At 66.8% G+C, this 23,365-nt stretch carries 20 protein-coding genes; 12 read left to right on the top strand and 8 right to left on the bottom strand.

The features are described from left to right. The first annotated feature begins 109 nt into the window (after positions 1-109). On the top strand, positions 110-4,363 hold the full coding sequence (locus tag ACZ42Y_RS03025) for an MMPL family transporter (protein ID WP_464735667.1): 4,254 nt from the start codon (positions 110-112) through the stop codon (positions 4,361-4,363). A 58-nt stretch (positions 4,364-4,421) separates the two neighbouring features. Here ACZ42Y_RS03025 and ACZ42Y_RS03030 read toward each other — a convergent pair whose 3' ends face one another. Then, on the bottom strand, positions 4,422-5,642 hold the full coding sequence (locus tag ACZ42Y_RS03030; protein WP_464735668.1) for a M20 family metallopeptidase: 1,221 nt from the start codon (positions 5,640-5,642) through the stop codon (positions 4,422-4,424). A gap of 357 nt (positions 5,643-5,999) precedes the next feature. Between ACZ42Y_RS03030 and ACZ42Y_RS03035 the strand changes: the two genes are divergently transcribed. The 4 genes from ACZ42Y_RS03035 to ACZ42Y_RS03050 all read left to right on the top strand — a co-directional run bounded on the left by ACZ42Y_RS03035 (position 6,000) and on the right by ACZ42Y_RS03050 (position 9,321). Then, positions 6,000-6,140, top strand: a complete 141-nt coding sequence (locus ACZ42Y_RS03035) for a hypothetical protein (protein ID WP_464735669.1) — start codon at positions 6,000-6,002, stop codon at positions 6,138-6,140. Between the two features lie 6 nt (positions 6,141-6,146). Then, positions 6,147-7,952, top strand: coding sequence for a carbon starvation CstA family protein (locus ACZ42Y_RS03040; RefSeq protein WP_464735670.1), 1,806 nt, complete (start codon positions 6,147-6,149; stop codon positions 7,950-7,952). An 84-nt stretch (positions 7,953-8,036) separates the two neighbouring features. Then, positions 8,037-8,330 (top strand): DUF7990 family protein, encoded by a 294-nt coding sequence (locus tag ACZ42Y_RS03045; protein WP_464735671.1) that lies wholly within the window; start codon positions 8,037-8,039, stop codon positions 8,328-8,330. A gap of 4 nt (positions 8,331-8,334) precedes the next feature. Next, positions 8,335-9,321, top strand: a complete 987-nt coding sequence (locus ACZ42Y_RS03050) for an ArsA family ATPase (protein WP_058371477.1) — start codon at positions 8,335-8,337, stop codon at positions 9,319-9,321. Positions 9,322-9,403: 82 nt separating this feature from the next. Here ACZ42Y_RS03050 and ACZ42Y_RS03055 read toward each other — a convergent pair whose 3' ends face one another. Next, positions 9,404-10,084 carry a Snf7 family protein gene (locus tag ACZ42Y_RS03055; RefSeq protein WP_464735672.1) on the bottom strand — a complete coding sequence of 227 codons (681 nt, stop codon included), beginning with the start codon at positions 10,082-10,084 and terminating at the stop codon, positions 9,404-9,406. Positions 10,085-10,209: 125 nt separating this feature from the next. On the opposite strand from ACZ42Y_RS03055, the gene ACZ42Y_RS03060 reads away from it, so the two are divergent. After that, positions 10,210-10,872 (top strand): hypothetical protein, encoded by a 663-nt coding sequence (locus ACZ42Y_RS03060; RefSeq protein ID WP_058371475.1) that lies wholly within the window; start codon positions 10,210-10,212, stop codon positions 10,870-10,872. On the opposite strand, the gene ACZ42Y_RS03065 is transcribed toward ACZ42Y_RS03060, so the two are convergent. Then, the gene (locus ACZ42Y_RS03065; RefSeq protein ID WP_201783118.1) at positions 10,850-11,503 is read right to left on the bottom strand and encodes a hypothetical protein; all 654 of its coding nucleotides are present in this window, start codon (positions 11,501-11,503) and stop codon (positions 10,850-10,852) included. The two genes, ACZ42Y_RS03060 and ACZ42Y_RS03065, sit on opposite strands and share 23 nt — an antisense overlap. Continuing rightward, on the bottom strand, positions 11,458-11,691 hold the full coding sequence (locus tag ACZ42Y_RS03070) for a hypothetical protein (RefSeq protein ID WP_058371474.1): 234 nt from the start codon (positions 11,689-11,691) through the stop codon (positions 11,458-11,460). Before ACZ42Y_RS03070 ends, ACZ42Y_RS03065 begins: the two co-directional genes overlap by 46 nt. 80 nt (positions 11,692-11,771) lie before the next feature. Between ACZ42Y_RS03070 and glmU the strand changes: the two genes are divergently transcribed. Beyond that, positions 11,772-13,097 (top strand): bifunctional sugar-1-phosphate nucleotidylyltransferase/acetyltransferase, encoded by a 1,326-nt coding sequence (gene glmU / locus ACZ42Y_RS03075; RefSeq protein WP_464735673.1) that lies wholly within the window; start codon positions 11,772-11,774, stop codon positions 13,095-13,097. A 381-nt stretch (positions 13,098-13,478) separates the two neighbouring features. Here the strand turns inward: glmU and pyrH are convergent, their stop codons facing one another. Beyond that, positions 13,479-14,159 (bottom strand): UMP kinase, encoded by a 681-nt coding sequence (gene pyrH / locus ACZ42Y_RS03080; RefSeq protein WP_058371472.1) that lies wholly within the window; start codon positions 14,157-14,159, stop codon positions 13,479-13,481. Positions 14,160-14,455: 296 nt separating this feature from the next. Between pyrH and mgtE the strand changes: the two genes are divergently transcribed. Further along, positions 14,456-16,036 carry a magnesium transporter gene (gene mgtE / locus ACZ42Y_RS03085; protein WP_464735674.1) on the top strand — a complete coding sequence of 527 codons (1,581 nt, stop codon included), beginning with the start codon at positions 14,456-14,458 and terminating at the stop codon, positions 16,034-16,036. 178 nt (positions 16,037-16,214) lie between these two features. After that, positions 16,215-17,069, top strand: coding sequence for a TIM barrel protein (locus tag ACZ42Y_RS03090; RefSeq protein ID WP_058371470.1), 855 nt, complete (start codon positions 16,215-16,217; stop codon positions 17,067-17,069). Here the strand turns inward: ACZ42Y_RS03090 and ACZ42Y_RS03095 are convergent. Further along, positions 17,066-17,584 carry a hypothetical protein gene (locus ACZ42Y_RS03095; RefSeq protein ID WP_464735675.1) on the bottom strand — a complete coding sequence of 173 codons (519 nt, stop codon included), beginning with the start codon at positions 17,582-17,584 and terminating at the stop codon, positions 17,066-17,068. The two genes, ACZ42Y_RS03090 and ACZ42Y_RS03095, sit on opposite strands and share 4 nt — an antisense overlap. Before the next feature lie 164 nt (positions 17,585-17,748). Between ACZ42Y_RS03095 and ACZ42Y_RS03100 the strand changes: the two genes are divergently transcribed. Continuing rightward, positions 17,749-18,618 (top strand): M48 family metalloprotease, encoded by an 870-nt coding sequence (locus tag ACZ42Y_RS03100; protein ID WP_058371468.1) that lies wholly within the window; start codon positions 17,749-17,751, stop codon positions 18,616-18,618. Here the strand turns inward: ACZ42Y_RS03100 and ACZ42Y_RS03105 are convergent. Further along, the gene (locus ACZ42Y_RS03105) at positions 18,598-18,996 is read right to left on the bottom strand and encodes a hypothetical protein (RefSeq protein WP_058371467.1); all 399 of its coding nucleotides are present in this window, start codon (positions 18,994-18,996) and stop codon (positions 18,598-18,600) included. The two genes, ACZ42Y_RS03100 and ACZ42Y_RS03105, sit on opposite strands and share 21 nt — an antisense overlap. A 327-nt stretch (positions 18,997-19,323) precedes the next feature. Between ACZ42Y_RS03105 and ACZ42Y_RS03110 the strand changes: the two genes are divergently transcribed. After that, positions 19,324-20,151, top strand: coding sequence for a tRNA (adenine-N1)-methyltransferase (locus tag ACZ42Y_RS03110; protein ID WP_058371466.1), 828 nt, complete (start codon positions 19,324-19,326; stop codon positions 20,149-20,151). On the opposite strand, the gene thrC is transcribed toward ACZ42Y_RS03110, so the two are convergent. Then, the gene (gene thrC, locus ACZ42Y_RS03115) at positions 20,148-21,422 is read right to left on the bottom strand and encodes a threonine synthase (protein ID WP_236698208.1); all 1,275 of its coding nucleotides are present in this window, start codon (positions 21,420-21,422) and stop codon (positions 20,148-20,150) included. The two genes, ACZ42Y_RS03110 and thrC, sit on opposite strands and share 4 nt — an antisense overlap. Positions 21,423-21,602: 180 nt before the next feature. Between thrC and ACZ42Y_RS03120 the strand changes: the two genes are divergently transcribed. Continuing rightward, positions 21,603-23,348, top strand: a complete 1,746-nt coding sequence (locus ACZ42Y_RS03120; RefSeq protein WP_058371465.1) for an ABC transporter substrate-binding protein — start codon at positions 21,603-21,605, stop codon at positions 23,346-23,348. The last annotated feature ends 17 nt before the right edge of the window (positions 23,349-23,365 follow it).

Here is a 23,365-nt window from a genome sequence, read left to right on the forward strand (position 1 = left end):
CTCCCCTGCTCTAATCTAGATAGGGCGGGGCCCCGGCTATGAGCGTCTATGGAAAGCGATTTATCCCCCTGGAGATGTGTCGGGCCCCGATACCTCGTGGGTGTGTAGTGTGGGTCTGGCTGAGGCGATAACGAGGAGGCCCCTCGCGGTTGTAGCCATCTGGATAATCGTGGCCGTGGCGGCGGCGCCTCTGTTCGCCAGGCTGAGCAGCGTGGTTAAGGAGCAGCAGTACAGCCTCCCGCCGAGCAGCGAGACCAGGCAGGCTGAGCAGCTCATGAGCAGGGTTCTGAGCGGTCATGGAGGCATCGGGGTCATAGTTGTCACCGGGGTCAACCTCGACGATAACGGGACTGTGCTGAAGCTTGTGGAGTGGGGCAGAAGGTTCAACGAGAGCGTAAGCAGCTACATGAGGGGTGTCAGCAGCCTCCCCCTAATGCTTGCCGCTGTGAACGAGTCCCTGTACAAAGCGATGCTCCAGGCGGTCAACATGTCGGCCGGCAACGCGGCGAGGCTCTACGCGATGCTGGAGCAGCTGGACCAGGCGTACGCCTCGGCGCTGGAGAACGCTAGCAGGCAGGTGAGAATGCTTAACCAGAGCGTAAGGGGGCTAATGGAGGCCGATAAAGGTTATGTAGAGGCCTACAGGAGCCTGTTGAGCCTCGCAGCAGCCCTAAACCGGACCATGGAGGGGCTCGCCCGGGTAGACCTCGCCCTTGAGAACGCCACAGACTCCCTGCTAGAGGTAGCGGCCAGGCTCAACGGGACCGCTACGGGGCTGGCCGGGCTGGACCAGGCGTACAGCAGTCTCTACCATAACCTGTCCCGGAGCGCCTCGAGGCTCAGACTACTCCTCTCCAATAGGACGGCCGTTAACCAGACTATGCAGCTAATAGCCTACACGTGGTGGCAGCTGGGCAGGGCCTACTACTACCTGGAGCTCTACAACGGCAGCTACCAGGCCTACGCCAGGGTAGCCAACCTCACCCAGGTGAGCCCGAGGTTGGCCCCGCTCCCCAGGAAGGAGGCCATCCAGGCCTGGCGCGGGATAGCCAGTATGGTTAGAGGGGGAGCCGACCCCGACACGGCCGCGCTGAAGGCGGCAGTGGAGGCCCTCGCCAACCAGACACCGGGCACGCTCCGCAGCCTGCTCCCCGTCCTCGCGGGCCACTGGGCCGAGGAGCTCAGCAGAGAGAAGAGGGGGATGAACATTAGCGAGGCCCTGCTCCTCCTCCAGCCCCCGCCCATGCACGTGAAGAGCCAGCTCAGGCTGCTCCAGCTCGCCCAGGAGGCAGCCAGCCGGGCCGCCGAGAGCGTGGCGAGCCACGCCGACGAGATCGCCACGGGCATACTAGCCGGGAGCCTGGAGGAGGAAGGCCTGCCGAGAGACGCCGCCGAGAAGCTGGCAAGGCTAGCGGTCGAGGGCAGGCTCCGTCCCCTCGACGCTGCTGAGGCGGTGGCGGCCGGGGCCGCTGCCAGGATGAGGCTCCCCGGCAACGCCACCAGCACACTGGCAAGGCTCCTCGTGGAGGAGGACCCCGGTGCCAACGGCACCCTGGCAGCTAGCCCGGAGAGGAGCATGGAGGCCGCGGCCAGGCTTCTGGAGCAGCTGGGCGCCCCAGCCGGGGCCGTGGAGGCCGCGGAGAAGCTGCTCCGGGGGCATGGAGGCCGCAGGGAGGCAGCCAGGCTGGCGGCGGAGCTGCTCCAGCAGCGGCTCCCCGCTGAGGCCCGCGGCCTAGTGCCCCTGGTTCTCCAGGCTGACCCCGAGGCCCGGGGGCTGCTGGCCAAGAGCCCCGAGGAGCTGGCCAGGCTGGCGGCGGAGCTGGTCTACCGGGAGGCCGCGGGGAAGGGCGCCAGGATGCCCAGGGACGTGGTCGAGGAGCTGGCCAGGCTGGTTGCGAGGGGCGAGGCGGGGCCTAGCCGGCTGAGGGAGCTGGCCCTGGAGCTTGTGGAGCGCCAGGCAGCGGGGCGAATGGGCGCCGAGAAGGCCCAGCTGGTTGTGGAGGCGCTCAGGCGCTACGACCCCGGGGCCCAGGGGCTGCTGGCGTCCAACGAGACCCTTGCAGCCGAGGCCGTGGCCTGGATGGTCGAGAAGCAGGGCAAGCGGCTGCCCTTCACCCCGGAGCAGCTGGTGGAGATGCTCCACAGCAGGGAGGCGTTGAAGAGGATAGTGGCCGGGGAGCTGCGCCGCCAGGTGCTAGCCCGCACCCCGGAGAACATGACAGGCACCGTGGAGGGGATGCTCGACACCGTGATCAGGGAGGGCCCCGTGATCCCCGCGGAGAGGAAGTGGAGCCTGGTCGAGGAGATGCTGGAGAAAGGGGTAAGGGAGAACATAGGCAGGATCAGCGTGGATGGGCTGAAGCCCCCGAGCTGGCTGCCGGGCGAGCTGGCCAGGCTAGCGGTTGAGGCGGCTAGGAACGAGACGAGCGTGGAGGGGGCGGCACGCCTGCTGGCGGAGAGGCTGCTGCTCGGCAGCGTGTACCCGAAGCTGCTGAGGAGTAGTGAGGGCCTCCTAGTATCCAGGGACCACCACGCCTTCACCGTGATGGGCGAGCCGCTGGGCTCTACGCAGGACGAGAGGGCGGGCAACACCGAGGCTGCCGGGAGGCTAGTCGAGGAGCTGCTGGACAGCATGCATATAGCCCATGGCAAGGTATATGTTAGTGGAAGCGACCTGCTCCTGAGCCAGGTGAAGAAGTATGCGAGGGAGGATGTCGAGAAGACTAGCGGGTTCAGCGAGATCGGCACATTCATAGTGCTACTGGTCATCCTGGAGAGCGTGTTCGCCGTCATACTGCCCTATATAGGCATCTTCCTGGGCCTCCTGGTCGGCGGCGCCATCATCTACCTGGCGGCCAGCCACGGGATAGTGAGCCTCGACTCCCAGACCCACGCGCTGATGATGACCACGGCGCTGGGCCTGGGCGCGGACTACGCCGCCTACCTGGTGCACCGGTTCCGCGAGGAGTACGCTAAGCTCGAGGACGCCCGGGAGGCGGCTAGGAGGGCTCTCAGGCGTGCCGGCCCCGCCATAGTTGCCAGCGCGCTCACCGTGATCATAGGCTTTGGCAGCCTGCTGCTAGGCTGGGAGGTAGGCTTCCTACGCAGAATGGGCGAGAATATACCGGTAACCGTCGCCGCCACCGCCGCCGCCAGCCTGACCCTGGTGCCTGCCCTCCTAGCACTGCTCGGCGGCCGCCGCTGGTTCTGGTGGCCGAGGAGGCCGAGCAGGGAGAGGCACGTGGGACGCGAGAGCAGGGTGATGAGGCTGCTGACCTGCTACGAGGCGCCCCTGTTCGCGGTCCTCGCCCTGCTGATAATCGTTTCCGGCCACTACTACGTAAGCTTCAAGGGCACCCATGACATGAAGCTGATGCTGCCGGAGAGCGCGCCAGCCCTCCAGGCGTTCAACGTGCTAAGCGAGGAGTTCGCCCCAGGCATAACGGACCCGGTCTACGTGGCCGCGGTGCTCCCCCACAGCGTGTGGGAGGACAACTCTACCGCTGCTATGCTGGATGGACTGGTGGACAAGATAGCGGAGGTGCCCGGCGTCTACAAGGTCCTAGCCCCCACCAGGCCCCACGGAGTGAAGGTCAGCATCGGGGAGGCAGCGCGCAGCGGCGGCAGGAGGCTCACAAGCAGCGGCGGCAGGGTGGCGGTTATCCAGGTCATACTCGGCGTGGACCCCTACAGCCGGGAGGGCCAGGAAGCGGTGGAGGAGATACACCGGGTGGCCCACAGCTACGCCAGCAGCCACGGCTTCACCGTCTACGTGGGCGGCGCGCCCTACGGCGTACTGGAGATGGATGAGCTTCTCCACAAGCTGTACTACCACCGCATCCTCCCCGCGGCGGCGCTGCTAATGATACTAGTCTTCACAGTGGTGTTCGGCAGCCTCGTGGCTGCAGTAGTAGCGCTCACGGTGATAATAGGCGCCGCGGTTATGGGGATAGCGGCGAGCATACTGCTTTTCCAGGACCTGCTCGGGAAGCCCGTGCTATGGTTCCTCAACATAGTGGCTATGATGGCTGTGCTCGGCGTAGGCATGGACTATAACAGCTTCTTCCTGGCGAGGGCGCTCGAGGAGTGCCACCTAACCGGCTGCGACCCCAAGAAGTCGGTGGCTAGGGCGGCGGGCGCGGTGAGCCTCTTCATAATAGGCCTCTCGCTGGTGGTAACAGTCGCCTACGCCTCGATGATGACCGCAAGCAACACTGGTATGAGGGAGATGGGCTTTACGCTGGCCTCGACGGTGCTCCTGGCGGGGCTGATGGCGTCCTACCTGCTGACGCCGCTGGCTATATCGCTGCTGGGCAGGGCCGCGTGGTGGCCGTGGGGGATGAAGAAGAGGATAGAGCACTAGGGCAGCGGGGCCCTGCCTCCGCTTTTTCTCCTTCCCTTTTCTCCTTCCCGGGGGCCTGCTAGCCCAGTATTCTGCGTATAAGGGCCCTGTACACCTTCACAGCGTTCTCGAGCTCCTCCAGGGGCACGTACTCGTCCGGCTTGTGCGCTGCCCCGGGGGCCCCGGGCCCGTAGGTCACGGCGGGGATTCCGCGCTGCTGGAAGTACCTGGTGTCGAGGCCGCCAGTGCAGATGGTGCGGAGGGGCTCCAGGCCCAGCGCCTCCCGGACAGCCTCCGCCACGGTCTCCACGAAGGGGTTGTCCGGGGGTATCCAGGTTGCCGGCGCCTTCCCCGTGGTCTCGACCTCTACCCGGTAGCCCTTCTCGAGAAGCGGCGCCGCGGACTCCATGATGAAGTCCCGTAGTTCCCTCTCCACCTCGTCGGGGTCCTCGCCGGGTATGAGGCGGCGGTCTATGCTGAACCGGTAGTAGCCGGGCACGACATTGGTCTTGGCTCCCCCCTCGATCTCCCCTCCGATCGTGATCGTCGGGTGCGCCGCCCTGGGATCGTCCATGGGCAGGTCTGTTCTCCTCTCCGCCAGCCTGGGCTTGTAGCCATGGATAAGCCTGTAGGCTATCTCCACCATTGCCTCGAAGGCGTTGAGGCCGAGCCAGGGGGTTGAGCCGTGGGCCTGCCTGCCGTAGACGTGGACGTTCATCCAGACCGCGCCCCGGCTGCCTATCCATATCCTCGACGTGGTGCTCGGCTCAGCCACCAGGGCGTAGTCCGGGAGCGTCAGGCCCTCGTCGAGCATGTATTTCACGCCGGTCTCTCCCCCGGTCTCCTCGTCGGGGGTGAAGCTCAGCTCTATGCTGCCCCGCCGGGGCCTCCAGCCCTCCTCGACGAGGCCCCGGATAGCTGCTATTACAGCCGCTATCCCGCCCTTCATGTCCGTGGCGCCGCGGCCGTAGACCCTCCCGTTCTCGACCACCGGGTTGAAGGGGTCCCTGGCCCACCCCTGCCCCGGCGGCACCACGTCGTAGTGGCCGTTGAGGTGCAGCACAGGCCTGCCCTCGCCCAGCCTGGCCAGCACTATGAAGCGGGGGTAGCCCCTGGCCCAGGGGTAATGCTTCTCCACCACCTCGTCCGGGACGCGGACCACCCGGGTCTCGAGCCCCAGGGCCTCCAGCTCCTCGCGGAGAAGCCCGGCCATCTCCGCGTAGTGCTCGCCGGGAGGATTCACCGTGGGCACGGCTATGAGGCGCTGGAGGAGGTACACCACGTAGCTGTTCTCAGGCACCCCGGGGGTCACCCTTGCAGGCGCCGCCGGGAAGTCCCTAGGGCCGCGGGCGCCGGCGGTAATATGTCCGAGGCTCTGCTGCGCAGCCCCGCTGCCGCGCCCGAAGCCCTCTGGGTCCACTGCCTAGGCTGTGGCATCCTCTTTGTTTCAGCTTAAGGATTTAGGCTTCACTGATCCGGAACAAAATTTATACAGATCACAGATCCTAGTGGCCTTCGAGGCCCACCCAGCGGTAGGCGCAAGGCCTCAGGCATCCAGGGGTGACATGACCTGCCCGGCTCGGCCAGCCGCGCGCTGGGTCTTGCCATCACTGCGCTGGGCATAGCGCTCTTCATCTACGCCTTCGCAGCGGCCATCATGAAGGGCCACCTGGGCTCGAGGGAGGCCTGGACCCCCGACGCGGTAGCGATTCTCCTAGGCTGGTTCCTGGTGCTGGTGGGCCCCGCCCTGGCCTTCGGCGAGGCCCCGGCATCAATAAAGACTGCAGTTAGGAGGTGAGCGGCCGTGTACACCCCTGCGGGCCTGGTCGCGGGTATAGTGCTAGCCCTCTACGCCATCGCATACATCTACTACGGCCGCCACATACTCGAGCGCCGGGTTGTCGAGGCGTCTGCCGAGAGGAGGACGCCGGCCCACACCATGTTTGACGGCGTAGACTATGTGCCCGCCAACAAGTACGTGCTGTATGGCCACCACTTCGCCAGCATAGCGGGCGCGGGCCCAATAGTGGGGCCCGCCATAGCCATGGCTTATGGCTGGGGCCTGCCCCTGCTCTGGATAATCTTCGGCAACATCTTCATCGGCGCTGTGCACGACTACCTCTCGCTCATGGCCAGCGTGAGGCACGGCGGAGTCTCTATAATGTCTGTGTCCGAGAACGTAATGGGCAGGCGGGCCAAGTACATATTCCTGCTCTACGTCTACTCCGCGCTGATACTAGTGCTGGCAGCCTTCATAAGCGTGAACGCTAAGCTGTTCGCTGTGCAGCCATCCTCAGCCTCCAAGGCCATGATCTACATGCCGCTGGCGGTGATGCTGGGCTTCCTGATGTACAGGACCAGGCTGAGCCCCAGAGCCAGCACAGTAATAGGCCTGGCCGCGCTGGCTCTGGGCATAGCGTTCGCGGTGAAGTACCCCTTCCTAATACCCGGCGACGCCTACCACACGTGGCTGATACTCCTAGCCCTCTACAGCTTCATAGCCAGCGTGCTCCCCGTCTGGTACCTGCTGCAGCCGCGCGACTACTTGAACGCCTACGTGCTCTGGAGCTTCGTGGGCCTCGCGATACTGGGCGCGCTTGGCATCGCCTGGAAGGGGCTCACCGGCCCCGCCTATACCAGCTTCGCGCCCAAGATATTCGTTGGCCAGGCTACGCCCTTCTGGCCGGCAATACCCCTAATCATAGCCTGCGGGGCGCTCAGCGGCTTCCACAGCGTGGTGGCGAGCGGCACTACGAGCAAGCAGCTGGCCAGCGAGCTGGACGCGCTGATGATAGGCTACGGCGGCATGCTCACCGAGGGAGCGGTGTCCAGCATGGCTGTGGTGATACCGATAGCCTTCGCCTGGCAGCACCCCGGCTTCTCCGAGTTCCTGAAGGCCATGGGCATGAAGGAGCAGGTGATAGAGACCTACCGTCAGAACGGCATACTGGTGCTGAACAAGATACAGCGCTTCACCCTTGGCTACGGGTTCATGCTGGGCCAGGCGTTTGGCGGCAGCACGGCAGTGGCCAGCTTCATGGCCAAGTTCGCGGGCATAGCGCTGGCAACCTTCATCCTAACCACCCTCGACTCCGCCACGAGGCTGGCCAGGTTCGCCTGGCAGGAGATGTTTGACTGGCTCGCTGACAGGAGCCCCATCGCCTACAATATTGTGGCTAACAGGTTCGTTGCCAGCGGCATCGCTGTGCTGCTGGGCGCCGGGCTGGCCTACCCCAGCGTGGTGATAAACGGGAAGCCCGCGCCAGCCTACAACATCATCTGGCCCGCCTTCTCCGGCACCAACCAGCTGCTGGCGGCCCTGGCGCTGCTCACCAGCGCGCTGTGGGTATACGCCGTGCTGAGGAAGCGGGATGTCAGGACCAACTTGCTGATACAAGCGCCTGCCTGGTTCCTGTGGATAACTGTGACGGCCGCCCTTATATGGTGGACTGCGGCGGTGCTGCCGCATTACCCGTGGATACAGAAGGTTGGCGCCGGCAGCATGGTGCTGGTATCGCTGGCCGCCGACTTCCTGCTGATCTACCTCTACGTGGTGGGGCTGCAGAGGGCCAGGAAGGCGGCGGTCGAGGCCGCTGCGAGGAGAGCCTAGCCAGTACATCCCGGCGGCTGGGGAGCCTACCCACTCCCTTTTTCCTCCCCTCTCGGCGTACCCCTGTCTCCTAGGGGATGCGGCTTGCTAAGATTCCTCCGCAGGCTCCTGGGCGAGGCTAAAGCATTCATAACCGGGATGCAGGAGGCCCTAATCGAGCAGGGCGTGGAGGTCCTTGAGCTCGAGCTGCTGGAGCTCGAGCACGCCTTCCTAAGCCTCGTTCTCGGCAGCCTCGTAGGCCTCCCTCTGGCCCCCATGGGGGTCGCCGCCGAGCTGGCTCCCCTGCTTGAGGGGGAGACGCGCATACTCTTCGAGAGGACCTGGCGCGGCGCCGACGCGATAGCCGACCTGTTCAGCAGGATGGGGGGTGAGTGGTAGAGCCTTGCCCTGGCTGGTGGAGGGCCTCGATACGGAGGGCTGGAGGCTCCCCCACGTGGTAATGGTTATGGGTAAGGGCGGGGTGGGGAAGACCACTGTAGGGCTACGGCTGGCCTACGAGCTGTCCAGGCAGGGCCGCCGGGTGCTTGTGGCGAGCCTGGACCCGGCCGGCCACTTGCTCGAGTACCTCAGGCTCCCCGGGCCGCTCCGGGAGGTGGAGAAGGCGCCTGGGCTTAGGGCGGTCCAGTACGAGGTCGAGGGGGTTGCGAGGAAGGTTGCGGAGGAGTACTCGATGCTCCTCCGCAGGCTCATGCCGGGGCTGCAGGCGCTGAGCATCGAGAGGGCTGTGGAGGTTATCCGGGAGGCGCCGGGTTTCGAGGAGGAGGTCTTCCTCCGGATACTGAGCCAGCTCTATCAGCGCCGGGACGTGGACATCGTCATAGTGGACACCCCGCCCACCGGCATAGCGCTGCGCGTGGTCTCGCTCCCGGGGCTCCACCTCTTCTGGGTTGAGAGGCTGAGGGAGCTGCGGGAGAAGATAGTCTCCATAAAATACGCTATAGCAAACGCCATGGGTAGGCCCGTGGAGGCCGACGACCCGGTGCTGAAGAAGCTGGAGGAGCTGAGGGGGCGCTACGAGGCGCTCCGGAGGGAGATGACCGACCCCGCCCGCACCAGCGTGGTAGCTGTGGCGACGCCGGAGCCCCTCCCAGTCTACGAGGTGGAGGTGATAGCCGGGAAGCTCGCCAGCCTGGGCATAGCGCTCAAGATGATCGTGGCCAATAGGGTGCTGGGGGAGCGGGCCCGGGGCCTAGGCTTCTCGGAGGTGGAGGAGAGGAGCCTCAGCCGCCTGGAGGAGGCAAGGTGCCGGGCGGACCCGCCGCCAAGCATGGCGCTGGTAGCCCACATGGGGAGAGCGCCCAGCAGCCTCGGGGACGTGGAGAAGCTCGGCGACTACATCCTCGAGGTAAGGCGGGGCTGCAGCGGGTAGGAGGCCGGCGCGGGTAGAATGGGCAGCAAAAATCCTTGCCCGGGCCCCCGCGGCGCCCCGGGCCCCCGGGGGCTGGAGTGGCTTACTTGGTGCCACCGTCCTGGTTCCGGTTCTGGCTGCCCTGCTGGGTGGGGCTGGGAAAGGCGCTGGGCAGCTCCGGGAACTCGGCCCGCATCCTCTGCTCGGCTACGGCCGCAGCCTCCTCCATTATCTTCTTGGCCTCCTCGCTGTACACCGTGGGCGCGCTCGTGAAGCTGGTGAACTCTCCTGCCTCTGTCACCACGCCCTCGAGCATCTCGCCTATCTCGGCCATCTCCAGGCCTATCTCCGGCACCAGGCCGGTGAGGTGGCGGCGCAGGTCCCTTATCACGCCCACCACTGGGGCCAGGCCCACCAGCACGTCGCCCATAGTCATGACAGTCTCTAGCCTCAGGGCCACCCTCTCTATGGCGTACTTGGCGACCAGCAGGCTCTTTATCATCTTCCTCAGCTCTGCTACCTCGCCGGCGTACATCGCTGCCCTAGTGGTGTCCTTCTCCATCTGTGCCTGGACCACCTTCTCGAACAGCGCCTGGTCCCGCTCCTTCATCTTAGCTATGATGTACTCCAGCTTGTTGTTCTGCACGCGCAGCTTGTACAGCGCTAGGGCGAGCTTGTGCCTCATGGGGGGCGGGGGGTTTATCGTGTTCTTAATCCTCTCTATGACGCCGGGGCCCTTGGGCTGCGGGTTCCAGGCCTTTGCGAAGTCCTCTACCCTAGCCATGGCTCTCAGCGCCGGTTGATAGCTTCTAGCCCCCAGTAACCGGGTAAGCCCGGCGCCCCGGTGGCACCGGGCCTCATGTCTTATAAGAGGGGGTCCGCGGGCGCCGGGGCCGCGGTGGCCCGCCAGTGGGCCCGGCCGGGTGGCTGGCAGTCTACACGCTGATAGCGCTCTCTTCGGCCTCTGTGGTCTGGTTCTTCCAGGTCCGCCGGAGCATGTTGATGCGTATGAGGGCTGTCGTAGGCATACTCGAGGACGTGTTCCGGCCGAGGGATAAGACCTACACCCTTCTAGGCTACCTGGTGGGGTTCCGCGCCGTCTACCGGCTCGACTGGCCCTGGGCCGGCAGGGCCTGGATCCTCTACACCATGCCGCCCAGCCACGTCTTCCTCTACCTGCCGGTGGTAGTCCTCCAGCGGCGGAGGGACCGGCTGGAGGTGACCCTCCGCCTGGCCTCGCCGCTCCCCGGGGAGGCCCACGTCTACGACCCGGGAGACCGGTGGGCCAGGAGGCTCGTGGCCCGCGACACCGCCGAGTCGCGGGGGAGGCTCCGCGAGCGGGAGCTGGAGCTGGCCGGCAAGAGGTACCGGGCCCTCTACAGCGGCGAGGAGGCGTTATCCAAGGCGGAGAGGCTGGCCCAGGAGCTCCTCGCCAGGGGCGTGGACGTGCGCCGGGTCACGCTCGACGATGGGCGCCGAGCCCTCCACGTATCCCTGGCCCCCAGCCTCGACACGCTGCGGGAGGCGCTGGAGACCGTGAAGAGGTCTGCTAGGCTTCTCGCCGGCTCCTAGCCCGCTCCACGAGCCCGGCAAGCTCCCTCAGCTTATCCTCCACGCCCTCCTCTCGGGCCCGCCTCACGAGGTAGCCCCAGTCGAGCCTATCCCTCCACACGGTGTAGATCCAGAGGGCCTTGTCCCGGTCCTCCGTAGAGCCCCAGTGCTTCCAGCCGGCCAGGTAGCGTACCAGTATCTCCTCCGGCGGCTCGATGTAGACGTGGTAGCCGTCCACCACCAGCTTCACCGGGGGCGCGGGCCGGCTATAGACCGTCGACACGATGTCTACCGACTTGACCGCGAGCGCCTCGTCGCGGGGCAGGTAGCCCCTGGCCAGGGGCTCCGCCACGCGGCGCAGGAGGGCCTCCAGGACCAGGAGGGCCGCCCTGCCCTCCACTATCACGTCCACATCCATGGTGCGGTAGACCCTGCCCGTGTAGACCTCGGCCGCGAAGCCCCCTGTCACTATTATCCTGCCGAGCCCCTCCTCCTCCAGCCTCGTGTTGAGCCAGGCCAGGAGGAGGAGGAAGCGCCTCGTCTCGTCCCGTTGGAGGCGAAGGCGGGGCAGCAGCTCCCCGGCCAGCTCCTCGAGGAGCCTCGCCGCTAGCTCCTCAGCCTCAGCACCCGCCTCTCCCCTGCCCTCCCCCACTCGACCACCTCCACTAGCAGCTGGGAGGACTCTACCGCCAGCATGGCCAGGCGCAGGCTGTCCTGGAGGCTCCTGCGGCCCCTGCGCGCCTCCCCCCGCTGCCGAAGCGCTGCGGAGAGGCGGGCGGCCTCGCGGCGCCGGCGCCGGGCAAGCTCCTCCACGTAGGCGTAGTCAAGCACCCTCTCCACGGCCCCCCGGCCCCCGGGCTCTGGGAGGGGCTGGCAGGCCCTAATACCGTGGCGCCCCGGGGGCGGGGCTGGGGGAGGCCTTGGCTCGGTATGCCGTCGTCCTGGCGGCGGGGAGGGGGGAGAGGCTCTGGCCGCTCACCTCCACCAGGCCCAAGCCGCTGCTCCCCCTGCCTGGCGGGGAGACGCTGCTCAGCCGCCTCCTACGCCAGCTCCAGGGCCTCGTAGACGGCGTAGTGGTTGTCGTGGCCGGTGGCTGGGCGGGTGAGGCGGTGAGGAGGCACCTGGAGGAGAAGGGGCTCGCCGCCAGCTACGCTGTGCAGCGGGAGCAGCGGGGCACCGGGGACGCCGCCATGGTGGGGGTTGAGGCCCTCCCACGGGGCGTCGACGAGGTGCTGCTGGTCAACGGGGACCTCCTCGTCTCCCGCGGCCTGCTCGAGGCCGTGGCCGGGGCCGGCGCCCCCGCCCTCGCGGCCGTGCCGAGCGAGAGGCCCTGGGAGTACGGGGTGGTGGACATCGACGAGAGGGGCTGCCTGCGGGGGATCCGGGAGAAGCCCGCGGACGCCAGGCCGGGGAGCCTGGTCAGCACGGGGGTGATGCTCCTCCCCCGCGGGAGGCTCGAGGAGCTGCTCCGGGGGCTGAAGCCGAGCCCCCGGGGAGAGCTGGAGGTCACCGACGCGCTCACCGCCCTCGCGGCCGAGGAGTGCGTGAGGATCGTCACCGGGGACTGGCTGTGGATGGACGTGGGGAGGCCCTGGGAGGCCATAGAGGCCTACAAGGCGGTGTTCAGGGAGAGGATGGGCCCGAGGAGGGAGCCCCTGGTGGAGGGGGAGGCCGAGCCCGGCGCCGTGCTCCGCGGCCCCGTCTACGTGGCGCCCGGGGCCGTGGTCCGGAGCGGCACCGTGGTCGAGGGCCCCGCCTGGATCGAGGGCGAGGCGGGGCCCCTGGCGAGGCTCCGGCCCTGGAGCTTCCTCCTCCGGGGGAGCAGGGCGGGGGCCCACACGGAGGTGAAGGCGAGCATTCTGATGGAGGGCGCTAAGGCCCCCCACCTCAGCTACGTGGGCGACAGCGTGGTGGGGGAGCACGCCAACCTCGGCGCCGGCACGGTCACGGCCAACCTGCGCTTCGACCACTCCACTGTAAAGATGACGCTGAAGGGCCGCCGCGTCGACACCGGTAGGAGGAAGCTGGGCGCCTTCATAGGCGGCTACGCGCAGACCGGGGTCAACGTCTCCCTCCTCCCCGGGGTGAGGGTGGGGGCCTACAGCTGGATCTACCCCGGCGCCGTGGTCTCGAGGGACGTGCCCGACTGCAGCTTCCTGGCCCCACGCGGCCAGGAGTACGTGGTAGAGGACCTAGCGGGGAGGATAGAGTGCCCGAGGCACCTCGACAGGCGGGTAAAAAGCTAGGGGGTCTCCGAGGCTAGGGCTTAGGGAGCAGTATTGCTGCATGAAGCTCTACACTACGACAACCTCAGCTAGATGGAGGGTTCCCGCCCTTATTCCCTGCTCTCCCCACTCTCTTATATAAACTTAGCTTATAACTTAGAGCGTTACGCATAAGTAAGAGGGAGCTTCTACCAGATAAGTGAGAGCATACTAATGGGGCCGCCGGGCGCGGCTACTATAGTGAACCCGGCGGCCCCGAGGGTGCCCCGGCTGCCGCCCTCGCCCCTCCCCATTTCTTCATGCAGTCGAGGCCTGTGGAGAGTAGGGTGGAGGTACCGTTCCCAGCACCACTCTTCTCCGCAGCAGCCTCTAGTCAGCAGTTTGACGTAGCGCCGGGGTGCGCTAGGAGGCCTCTATGAGGCTCCCCACCTGCTCGCCCCGGACGGCTCTGGCCACGTTCCAGGGGTCTGAGCCGTCCACCACGCGGACGGGTATCCTGCTCCGCTCTACTATGGAGAGGGCGAGGGGGTCGAGGAGCTCGTAGCGGCCGGGCTCAAGGCTCTGCTCGAGGACCCGGCGCAGCTCCCCGTAGCTCAGCCTGGGTATGAGCCTGGCCTCGGGGCTCCTCCTCGGGTCCGCGGTGTAGACGCCTTCAACTGTCGTGGCCAGCACGAGCAGCTCGGCGCCGAGGGCCTCGGCCAGCAGCGCAGCCACCCCCGCGGTGCTCTGGCCGGGCTGGAAGCCCCCGGCGACCAGTATCCTCCCCGTGGCCGCGGCCTCGAGCGCCTCCCAGAGGCTCCTCGGGGGCTCCGGGTAGGCCTCCGGCTGCAGCACGGCGGCGAGGAGCCGGGCGTTCAGCCGCGCCGCCTCTATCCCCAGCATGTCCTGGAAGGCCTTGCCGGCGCCAGCCTCCTCCGCCGCGGCTATGTAGGCCCGGGCCACGGGGCCCCCGCCCACCACTACGGCGAGCCGGTAGCCCTCCCGGCTGAGGAGCCGGAGCACCTCGGCGTAGCGCCGCACCATGCCCGGCTTCTCCGGGTTCACGTGCTTCCCGCTGATCTTCACCACCACCGTCGGCGCCACGGCTGCGCTCCCTGGGGTCCATGGCGGCCCGGGGGCCGAGTTAAGTCATTAACCTCGGCCCTGCGGCCCCGGGGCTAGTGAGGGTGGCGAGGGGGAGCGCTTGGGTGTAGCGCTGGCCGTCGTGGCGTGGATCCCGGCTAGGCTAGCGCTGTTCGCGGCGCCGCCGGCGCCATGCTGGTATCCAGGGGGCTCGCGGGCGCCATGGTCTCCGGCGTCGGGGGCGTCCTCGGCGGCCTACCCAGGGCCGCCGGCCGCTGCCGGGAAGGGGCAGGCGCTGGTAGGAGGGGTCGGGGACCGTGACTAGGAGGCTGCTGGTGCTCGTCGAGACCCAGGATAGGCCTGGGCTGCTGTCCAGGGTATCCGGGCTCCTCCACAGCCTAGGCGCCAACGTGGCTACCAGCCTGGGCTACAGGGTGGACGGGAGGGCGAGGATACTCTTCATGGTGGATGCGAGGCTTGAGCCCGGGGAGCTGGCTGAGCGGATCAGGGAGCAGCTCGGCGGCGAGGCACGGGTGGAGGCCGCCTACCTGGGCCCCGAGGGCGCCGAGCTGCTGGCGGAGTTTCTCGAGGACAAGCCGGGGCTTGTGAACCTTCTGGAGCTCTACCTCGACCCCCCGGATCTCCTGGACGCGCTGCTCCGCCTCCCTGAGGAGGCCCGGCGCCGCATATACCGCGTGCTCTCCCACAGCAGCCTCGCGAGGATAATGCTGCTGGCCGACGAGGCCACGGCGCAGGAGATAGCTGGGAGCCTGGACCCCGACCATCTCGCCAGGGCGCTGGCCACCCTGGAGCCCGACGAGACGGTGGATGTGCTGCAGAAGCTCCCGGAGAAGCTGCGCCGCCAGCTCCTCGGGAGGCTCCCGGAGCCCCTCCGCGAGGAGGCGCAGAGGCTGCTCCGCTATCCCCCCGACACCGCTGGCGGCGTGATGACCACCAGCGTACCGGTGCTCCGGGCCGACGACACCGTGCAGCGGGCTCTCCAGGAGCTGCGGAGCGGGGAGCACGATGTGCGGGACACAGTGGTGGTTGTGGACAGCCAGGGCAGGCTCCTCGGGCTGGTCACCGTAGACCAGCTCCTCCGCGCGGGCCCCGGGGAGAGGCTGGGGAGCCTGGCGCTGAAGCCGAGGGCAACTGTGGAACCCGAGGCCGACAGGGAGGAGGCTGCCAGGATAATGCTCCGCTACGATATCAGCAGGCTCCCCGTGGTGGACCAGGAGGGCAGGTTCCTCGGGCTAATCACCATAGAGGACATGGCCGGCGTGCTCACCGAGGAGGCGGCGGAGGACATAGCCCTGCTCGGAGGCGTGGAGGCGCCGAAGGAGAGGTACCTGAAGGCCAGGGTGCTTGACCTCTTCCGCCGCCGCATACTGTGGCTCCTCATGATATTCCTCGTGGAGAGCGTGACAGCCAACATAATTATGGGCTACGAGGACGTTATACGCCGCATAGCCCTGCTCGCAGCCTTCATACCTCTGGTGATGGATACCGGCGGCAACGTCGGGAGCCAGGCCAGCTCGATGATAGTCAGGGCGCTGGCCCTCGGGGAGATATCGGAGAAGAGCCGCCATGACATAGTATATGTTCTCCTAAAGGAGGTGGCCACCGCAGCCCTCATAGGAGCAGCTATGTCGGCCGTGGGGTTCGTCTTCGCGCTCCTCCTGAGCGGGGGCGAGGTGAAGCTCTCGCTAGTAGTAGCGCTCACACTCTTCATAGTTATCATGATGGCCGATGTTATAGGCGCAAGCCTCCCCATACTGGCCAGGAGGCTGGGCATAGACCCCGCAACCTTGTCGTCACCGCTGCTCACCACTATAACCGACATAGGGGTCACGGTTATCTACATGGGTCTCGCATCCTACCTTATACTCGGGAGGTAGAGGGGCAGGCGGGAAGAGAGGGCTGTGAAGAGTGTGGCGGGCTCAAGCCCCGGGGGGCCTGCCCCCGGGGGATGCAGAGAGTGGACCCGCTGAGCCCTCTGCTGACCCGCGCAGGCCTCCCTGCCGCGGGCCTCTTCAACCAGCCCTGTGGGAGCCCCTGGGGTGGAGGGTCGCCGGGATGAGCCGTAGGATGAGGTTTGGGCCAGCCGGCAAGCCTGTGGGCATGAAGAGCGGGGACTACGTGAAGGCCATAGAGTACGTGGCCAAGGAGGGGCTCGAGGCTATAGAGTACGAGGCGGTGCGCGGGGTACGGATCAGCGAGAAGAAGGCGAGGGCTATACGGGAGGCGGCAGAGAAGTACGGGACAACACTGTCCATGCACGCACCCTACTACATAAACCTCGCTGGCAGCGAGGAGACCATAAGGAAGAGTATTGAGAGGCTTAGGGCTGCTGTGAGGGCGGCGAGCTGGATGGGCGCCTACGCGGTCGTCTACCACCCTGGCTACTACCGGGACAATCCTAGCCCGAGGGATGCGCTCCGCAAGACCATCGAGAGCCTCCGGCCCCTCGTCGAGTGGATGAAGCAGGAGGGTATCCGGGGGGTGTGGCTAGCCCCCGAGACGACTGGCAAGACAAGCCAGGTGGGGAGCCTGGACGACGTGATAGAGATATGCAGGGAGGTAGAGTTCAGCAGGCCGGCCGTCGACTGGGCCCACCTATACGCCAGGAGCGAGGGCAAGTACATAACCAGCCTGGACCACGTCATAGAGGTTATAGAGAGGATAGAGAGGGAGCTTGGAAGCTGGGCTGTGAAGCCCCTCCACACCCACTTCAGCAGGATAGAGTACGGGCGGGGCGGCGAGAGGGAGCACCACACGCTGAGCGAGACCGAGTACGGGCCGGAGTGGAGGATAGTCTGCAGGGCCTACAAGGAGACCGGGATAGAGGGCGTGGTGATCTCCGAGAGCCCCCTGCTAGACCAGGACGCGCTTGTAATGAAGAAGATGTGCGTCGAGGAGGGCTACATCTAGCCCCTGGCCTCCCCGGCCCCCCTGCCCTCCTCTACCAGCCTCTGGAGCCTCTGGAGGGCGGACGCTACCAGCCTCTGGTGCTTCGCCTCCTCCTCGGTGAGCAGCTCGGCGAGCTTCCGGAGCGTTGTGCCCGGCTCGGCCAGCGGCACTATGCCCTCATAGTTGCTGCGGGCCAGGTCCTCTATGGTAGCGTGCGCCTCCAGGAGGCCGAGGAGCCTGCCCATGTCCTCTGGCCTGGGCTTGTAGCTCAGCACCTCCTTCACCGTAACCTCTATCTCGCTTGCTGCGCGTATCAGCGCCCAGGCTATCTCCTTGTGCACGATGCTATCCATGGCTATTAGGAGGAGGTTCCACCTACTGTCCTCGTCGTGGCAGAGCCTCGCCAGGTCGCCATAGGCCCTTGCCTCACTCATCTCGTCCAGGGCTATGTCCTCTAGGAGCTTCTTCATCCTGTCCAGGGACGCCAGCAGCCGCTCTAGCCGCTGCTCGAGCCTGCCGGCTCCCTCGCTCGCCACGGCGCCCCACCGCCTAGAGAGGGCCTCACCCTGCCGCCTCAAGGGGCTATGCCGAGGGCTATTAGGGGTTTCACCCGCTGCCGGGGGCTGGGCCGCAGCCACTATAGAGGCCCCCGGGCGTCCACGCCGGGGGATGGGAGGAGGCCTCAGCGGGAGTATCAGCCATGACGGGGGCTTCTCACGCCTCCCTGCCGGGGGCGGCGTTCTACGCCGGCATCGTGCTCGCCACAGCCCTCCCCGGGCTATACGTGCTGGTGCTCCGCGGCGACCCCGAGAAGGCGTGGGCCAGGCTCCGCGCGCTCATGGCCGCCGCGCTGGCGGCGGGGGCGCTCATGGCCGCGGGGGGTGGCGGTGTCGACCCCCTGGCGGCGGCCATGGTTGGGCCGGCCCTGGGCCTTGTGTACCTGGCTATCAGCTGGAGGCTTGGCAGGAGGACGCTGGGCAGCCTCGTCTACAGGGTTGGCGGCCGGCTCTACAGGGTCTTCCTGCTATCCTCCGGCCTGCCCACAGCCTTCACCGTGGCGGCCCTGGGGAGGATCTACGTGTCGAGGGGCCTCTACGAGAGGCTGAGGCCGGAGGAGGCGGGGGCCGTGGTGGCACACGAGGCTGGGCACCTGGAGGCCCTTCGGCCCCTCCCCCCGCTGGTGCTCGCCGGCCTCGTGGCCCTCCTCGCCTCCTGGCTGGTAGCGGCCGCTATGAGGCTGGCCGGGGCGGGGCCTCTGGGGGCCGCCGAGGCGGCGGCTATGCTGCTGGCGGCGGGGCTGGCGTGGGTGAGCTTCAGCTGGGCCTGGGAGCACCTGGCTGACATATACTCGCTCCGGGCGGCGGGGGCCTGGAGCATCTCAGCCCTCTACCGGATGACGGGCGCGCTTCCAGAGGAGCCAGTGGTGGCCCGGGCCTACCTCGACGCGCTCCTGGGCCTGAGGCCCAGGAGGGGCCCCGGGGTGGTCTTCCTGGTCAACCCTCACCCGAGGCCGGGGCACCGCCTATACCTCATGGAGAGGCTTGCCTGGCTAGGCCGGGGGCTGCTGTAGCCGCGGGGTGAGGTTCTCCAGCTCCCCCAGGCTGAGGGGGAGGCGGCGCACGAGGGCGGGGCCCCAGAGCCCCTCAGCAGTGTCGAGCGCTGCCTCGCCCCAGGCGTGGCCCTCCCCCGGGTCCGCCAGGTGGGCTCCGAAGACCACCCCGTCGACCACCGCCAGGCCGAGGCTGTGGCCGCTCTCATACTCTACGCAGACCAGGCCGGTGAACCTCTCCGCTACGAGCTCCTCGCCCAGCCGGAGCCACACGTCGCCCTCCATCTCGGCGGCCTCGGCGCTGGAGGCTAGTATGCACGCGGCCTCCGCCGCCCCGTCGAGGGGGAGCCCGGCCTGGGCGAGGCTGTGGCAGGCGGTCTTCTCGACGCCGAGGCTCACGGCCAGCTCACCGCTGGGAGGGACTAGGCGCGCGGGAGGGCTAGGGGCTTAGGGGGCTGTAGAGAACCATGTATCACCGCCGCCTCTTCTCCAGCTGCGAGAGCTCCGGGGAGGAGGGCCTCAGCCAACCCGGCTTACGCCATCAGCGCCGCCGTGGTGGCGCCTCGGCCCGGGGTTCGCTTCCGGCGCGTTCATCACGTCCCCGGGGGCTACCCGGGGCCCGGAGCCCTATAGCCTGATAGCCTCCAGGCGGCCGGGGGCTGCGGCGTGACATCGTTATAGGCGGGCTCTACAGCCCCGCGGCCCTCCCCCGGGGAGTGCATCCCCGTGGGGGGCGAGTGCTGCCGCGACGTGGTGTGCGAGGGCTGCCCAGTGCTCCTCGTCCTGGATGAGAGGAGGAGGTTCCTGTTCCGGGTCGAGAGGGGCAGGGTGCAGGGCAGCGACCGGGGCGTGGTGAGGCACGACGACCTGGTGGGGCTCCGCTACGGCTCCTGGGTGAGGCTGAGCAGCGGGGCCCTGGCGCTGGTGCTCCAGCCCCGGCTGGTCGACTACATGGAAAGGGGGCTGCGCAGGAGGAGCCAGGTGATATACCCGAAGGACCACGGCCTCATACTCATGCTGCTCGACCTCAAGCCGGGGGCCCGGGTGCTCGAGATAGGGGTGGGCAGCGGCTACACTACAATAGTCCTCGCTCAGGCTGTGGGAGCCACCGGCAGGGTCTACAGCTACGAGGTCCGCAGCGACATGCTGGAGACCGCCAGAAAGAACCTGGAGACGGTGGGGCTTCTGGACCGCGTGGAGCTGAAGCACCGGGACGCGAGGCTGGGGGTGGACGAGGAGGGGCTGGACGCGGCCGTGGTGGACATGCCCGACCCCTGGGCGGTGCTACCGGTGCTACACCGCGCCCTCCGCCCCGGCGCCGGCGCCGTCTTCTTCCTCCCGGCGGTCAACCAGGTCTCGAGGCTCCTATCCGCGATGGATCTCCGCGGCGGCTGGGCGGAGACCCGGGTCTACGAGGTCCTGCTCCGCGAGTACGAGCCCCGGGGCGACGCGCTCAGGCCGAAGACGACTATGATAGCCCACACGGGCTACCTCGTCTACGCGAGGAGGGTGGAGGAGAGGCCGGCTCAGGTAGGGGATAGAAATAGGGGCTAGCCGCCGGCCAGGCTGGTGACCAGCTTCACCGCGTCCTCCACGCCGGCCGCCACGTACCTCCTGGCCCCCGCCTCCAGCATAGCCTGGGGGTCCTTCAGCCCGTGGCCCGTCAGCACTATCACCACTGTCTCGTCGCTTGATATGACCCCCTCCTCGACGAGCTTTATGAGGCCCGCCAGGCTCGCCGCGCTGGCAGGCTCCACGGCGACGCCCTCCAGCCTCGCCAGCATCGCCTGGGCCCGGAGTATCTCCCTATCACTCACCATCGTGAAGACGCCGTTGCTCTCCCGCACTGCCCTCATAGCCTTGGGCCAGTTGACCGGGTGCCCTATCCTTATCGCTGTCGCCCTCGTCTCCGGCTTGTCTACGAAGAGCGGCTCGTTCAGCCCCTTCCTCCAGGCCCTGGCTAGCGGCGCCGCGCCCTCAGCCTGCACCCCCGCCATCCTCGGCAGCCTGTCTATCAGCCCGTGGCGGTGGAGCTCCCGGAACCCCTTCCATATAGCGGATATGTTGCCCGCGTTGCCCACTGGGACCACCACCCAGTCGGGCGGCTCCCCTCCAAGCGCCTCGACAACCTCGTAGGCGAGGGTCTTCTGGCCCTCCAGCCTCCAGGGGTTGAAGCTGTTCAGAGGGTAGAGCCTCGCATCCCTCCCCACCGCCTCCATCACGGCCCTCAGCGCGTCGTCGAAGCTCCCCTCTATCTCCACTATATCGGCGCCGTAGAGCACGCTCTGAGCCAGCTTGCCCAGCGCCGTCTTCCCGCGGGGCACCACCACTATCCTCCGGAGCCCCGCCCTGGCGCCGTAGGCGGAGACGCTTGCAGCAGTGTTGCCCGTGCTCGCCACCACGAGAGCCCTGGCGCCGGCCGCCTTAGCCAGCGTCACCGCCACGGTCATGCCGCGGTCCTTGAAGCTCCCCGTCGGGTTCTGGCCCTCGTTCTTAGCGTAGAGCCTCCGGAAGCCCAGCATCCTCCCTATGTTCTCGAGCTCCACCAGCGGGGTAGCCCCCTCGCCGATGCTCACGGGCTTGACGCCGCTTACCGCCGGCAGAAGCTCCCGGTACCTCCAGACCCCGGGCCTCCGCTGCTCCCAGAGCCTCCAGGATGGAGGCCTCGCGGGCTCGACCTTGACATCGAGGAGGCCGCCGCAGCGGGGGCAGCGGACCAGCCTCGGGTGCGGCGGGTACCTGGCGCCGCACGCCACGCACTGCAGCTCTACTTCATTCTCGAATCCAAGCGCATCGCCCGCCTCGTATCCAATCTCCCACGCCAAGCCCACGGCTAACCCGGGGCCGCGATATAAGCATAGCGGCTAATCCCTCTCCACGCCCACCAAGCCCCCGCAATAGACCGCAGCATCCTATAATGGCAAGACTTTTAGCTAACAACTGTTACGCAGTATATAGTAAATAATTGAAGAGGTTTTCACGTGCCCAGGAGGAGTGGTGGTGCCATGGCTCAGCGCACAGGCCTCATAGCCGCCGCGGTCGTAATAATAGTTATCATAGCTATAGCAGCCGCCATAACCCTCCAGCGTGGAGGCAAGCCCGCGGCAACCACCACAGCGCCGCCGGCCACCGCGGCCACCACGACTACAGCCGCCGCATCCTCCCCAGCAGCAACGGCAGGCCAGGCCAAGCCCTCCAAGCCAACACTCACCGGCAACATCGAGGAGGACATAGTAGCTATAGGCCGCTACCTAGCGGCTCAGGGCATACACAAGGCCACCTTCACCGTCTGGGGCGCCGGCGACCCCAACAGCGTGATGAGGACCCTCGCCGTCGCCGAGGCCGCGTACAGGCTCAACAAGATACTAGAGAAGAACGGCGTAGACTTCAGGATAGAGGTTAAGCAGAACTTCCGCCGCGGCGGCGGGGACAAGCTGGCAGAGGACTTCGCCGCAGCCTTCCAGAGCAACGCCAACCCCGACATAATGGCTAACAGCTACAAGCACATAGCGAGGTTCGCCGAGCAGGGCTACCTGCTCGACATAACCCCCTACCTGGAGAAGTACAAGAGCCTCCTAGGCGACTTCTACCCCAGCCTGCTCGCAGCCGTCCAGTACAAGGGCAGGTACTACGGCCTGCCGCAGGACACCGAGGCTAGGCCCCTCTACTGGCGCACCGACGTAGCAGCATGCATCAAGGAGAAGACCGGCAACGACATACTCGCCGGCCTCGCGGAGAAGATAGAGAGGGGCGAGGTAACCTGGCACGACATCTACCGCTACGCCAAGCTGGCGGTGGAGAGCGGGTGCAGCAAGTGGGGTGTGCTGCACCGTAAGGGCAGCGCCCACCCAGACCTAATACAGTTCATCTACGCCTTCGGGGGCAGGCTCTACGACCCCGAGAAGAACATGCTGGTCCTCGACGTGCCGGCCGTCTACAAGTGGCTCTACGTCGAGTGGCGGATGGCTCGCGACCACCTGCTGCCGGAGGACATGATGAGCTGGGACTGGGCCAAGCAGATACACCCCGCGGTGGTCAGCGGCCAGACGCTGGTGTGGATAGGCGGCACCTGGCACTGGACGGAGTGGCAGACTAAGCCCTACTACCTGGACCCGAAGACCGGCGAGAAGAGGCCGCTGACCACCGAGGAGGTGAAGAAGTACTTCTACTATACCCTCTTCGCAGCCGGCGACCCCGGTGATAAGCCGGTGACCCTTAGCCAGCCCTTCGTCTGGATGATAGCGAGCAACGCGGGCAAGGACAACCCCAGGTACAGCGAGCTCAAGGACGTGTACCACATGCTGGCGTTCCTCCTGGTAGTCAAGGCTGACGACCCTGACCTGGTGGCGATACACAGCATCATAAGCGCCCACCTGCCGGTGAGGAAGGCAGCGGCCGAGCTGATAGCAGACAAGGCGTGGGTGGAGAAGCTGGCCAAGCTGCAGGTAGACCTGAGCCCCGAGGTGAAGAACTCCATAGCCGATATAGTCAAGGCTACCGTCAACGACATAAACGTGGCGTTCCTCGCCAACGCGAGCAATATGCTGAAGTACACCCACCTGACCCCGATGCACCCCGACTACCCGAGGCTGGCCGACATATTCGCCAGCGCCGTGGACAAGGTGCTCCGGGGCGAGATGACCCCCGAGGAGGCCGTGAACTACATAATATCGAAGATCAAGGCGGACCCCGAGCTCTCCAAGACGGTGGAGATTGTCGGCGAGATCCCGAGGGACTGGAGCTTCCCCTAGCATCCCCCTAGGGGTGT

It is taken from the genome of Pyrodictium brockii, from assembly GCF_055379715.1.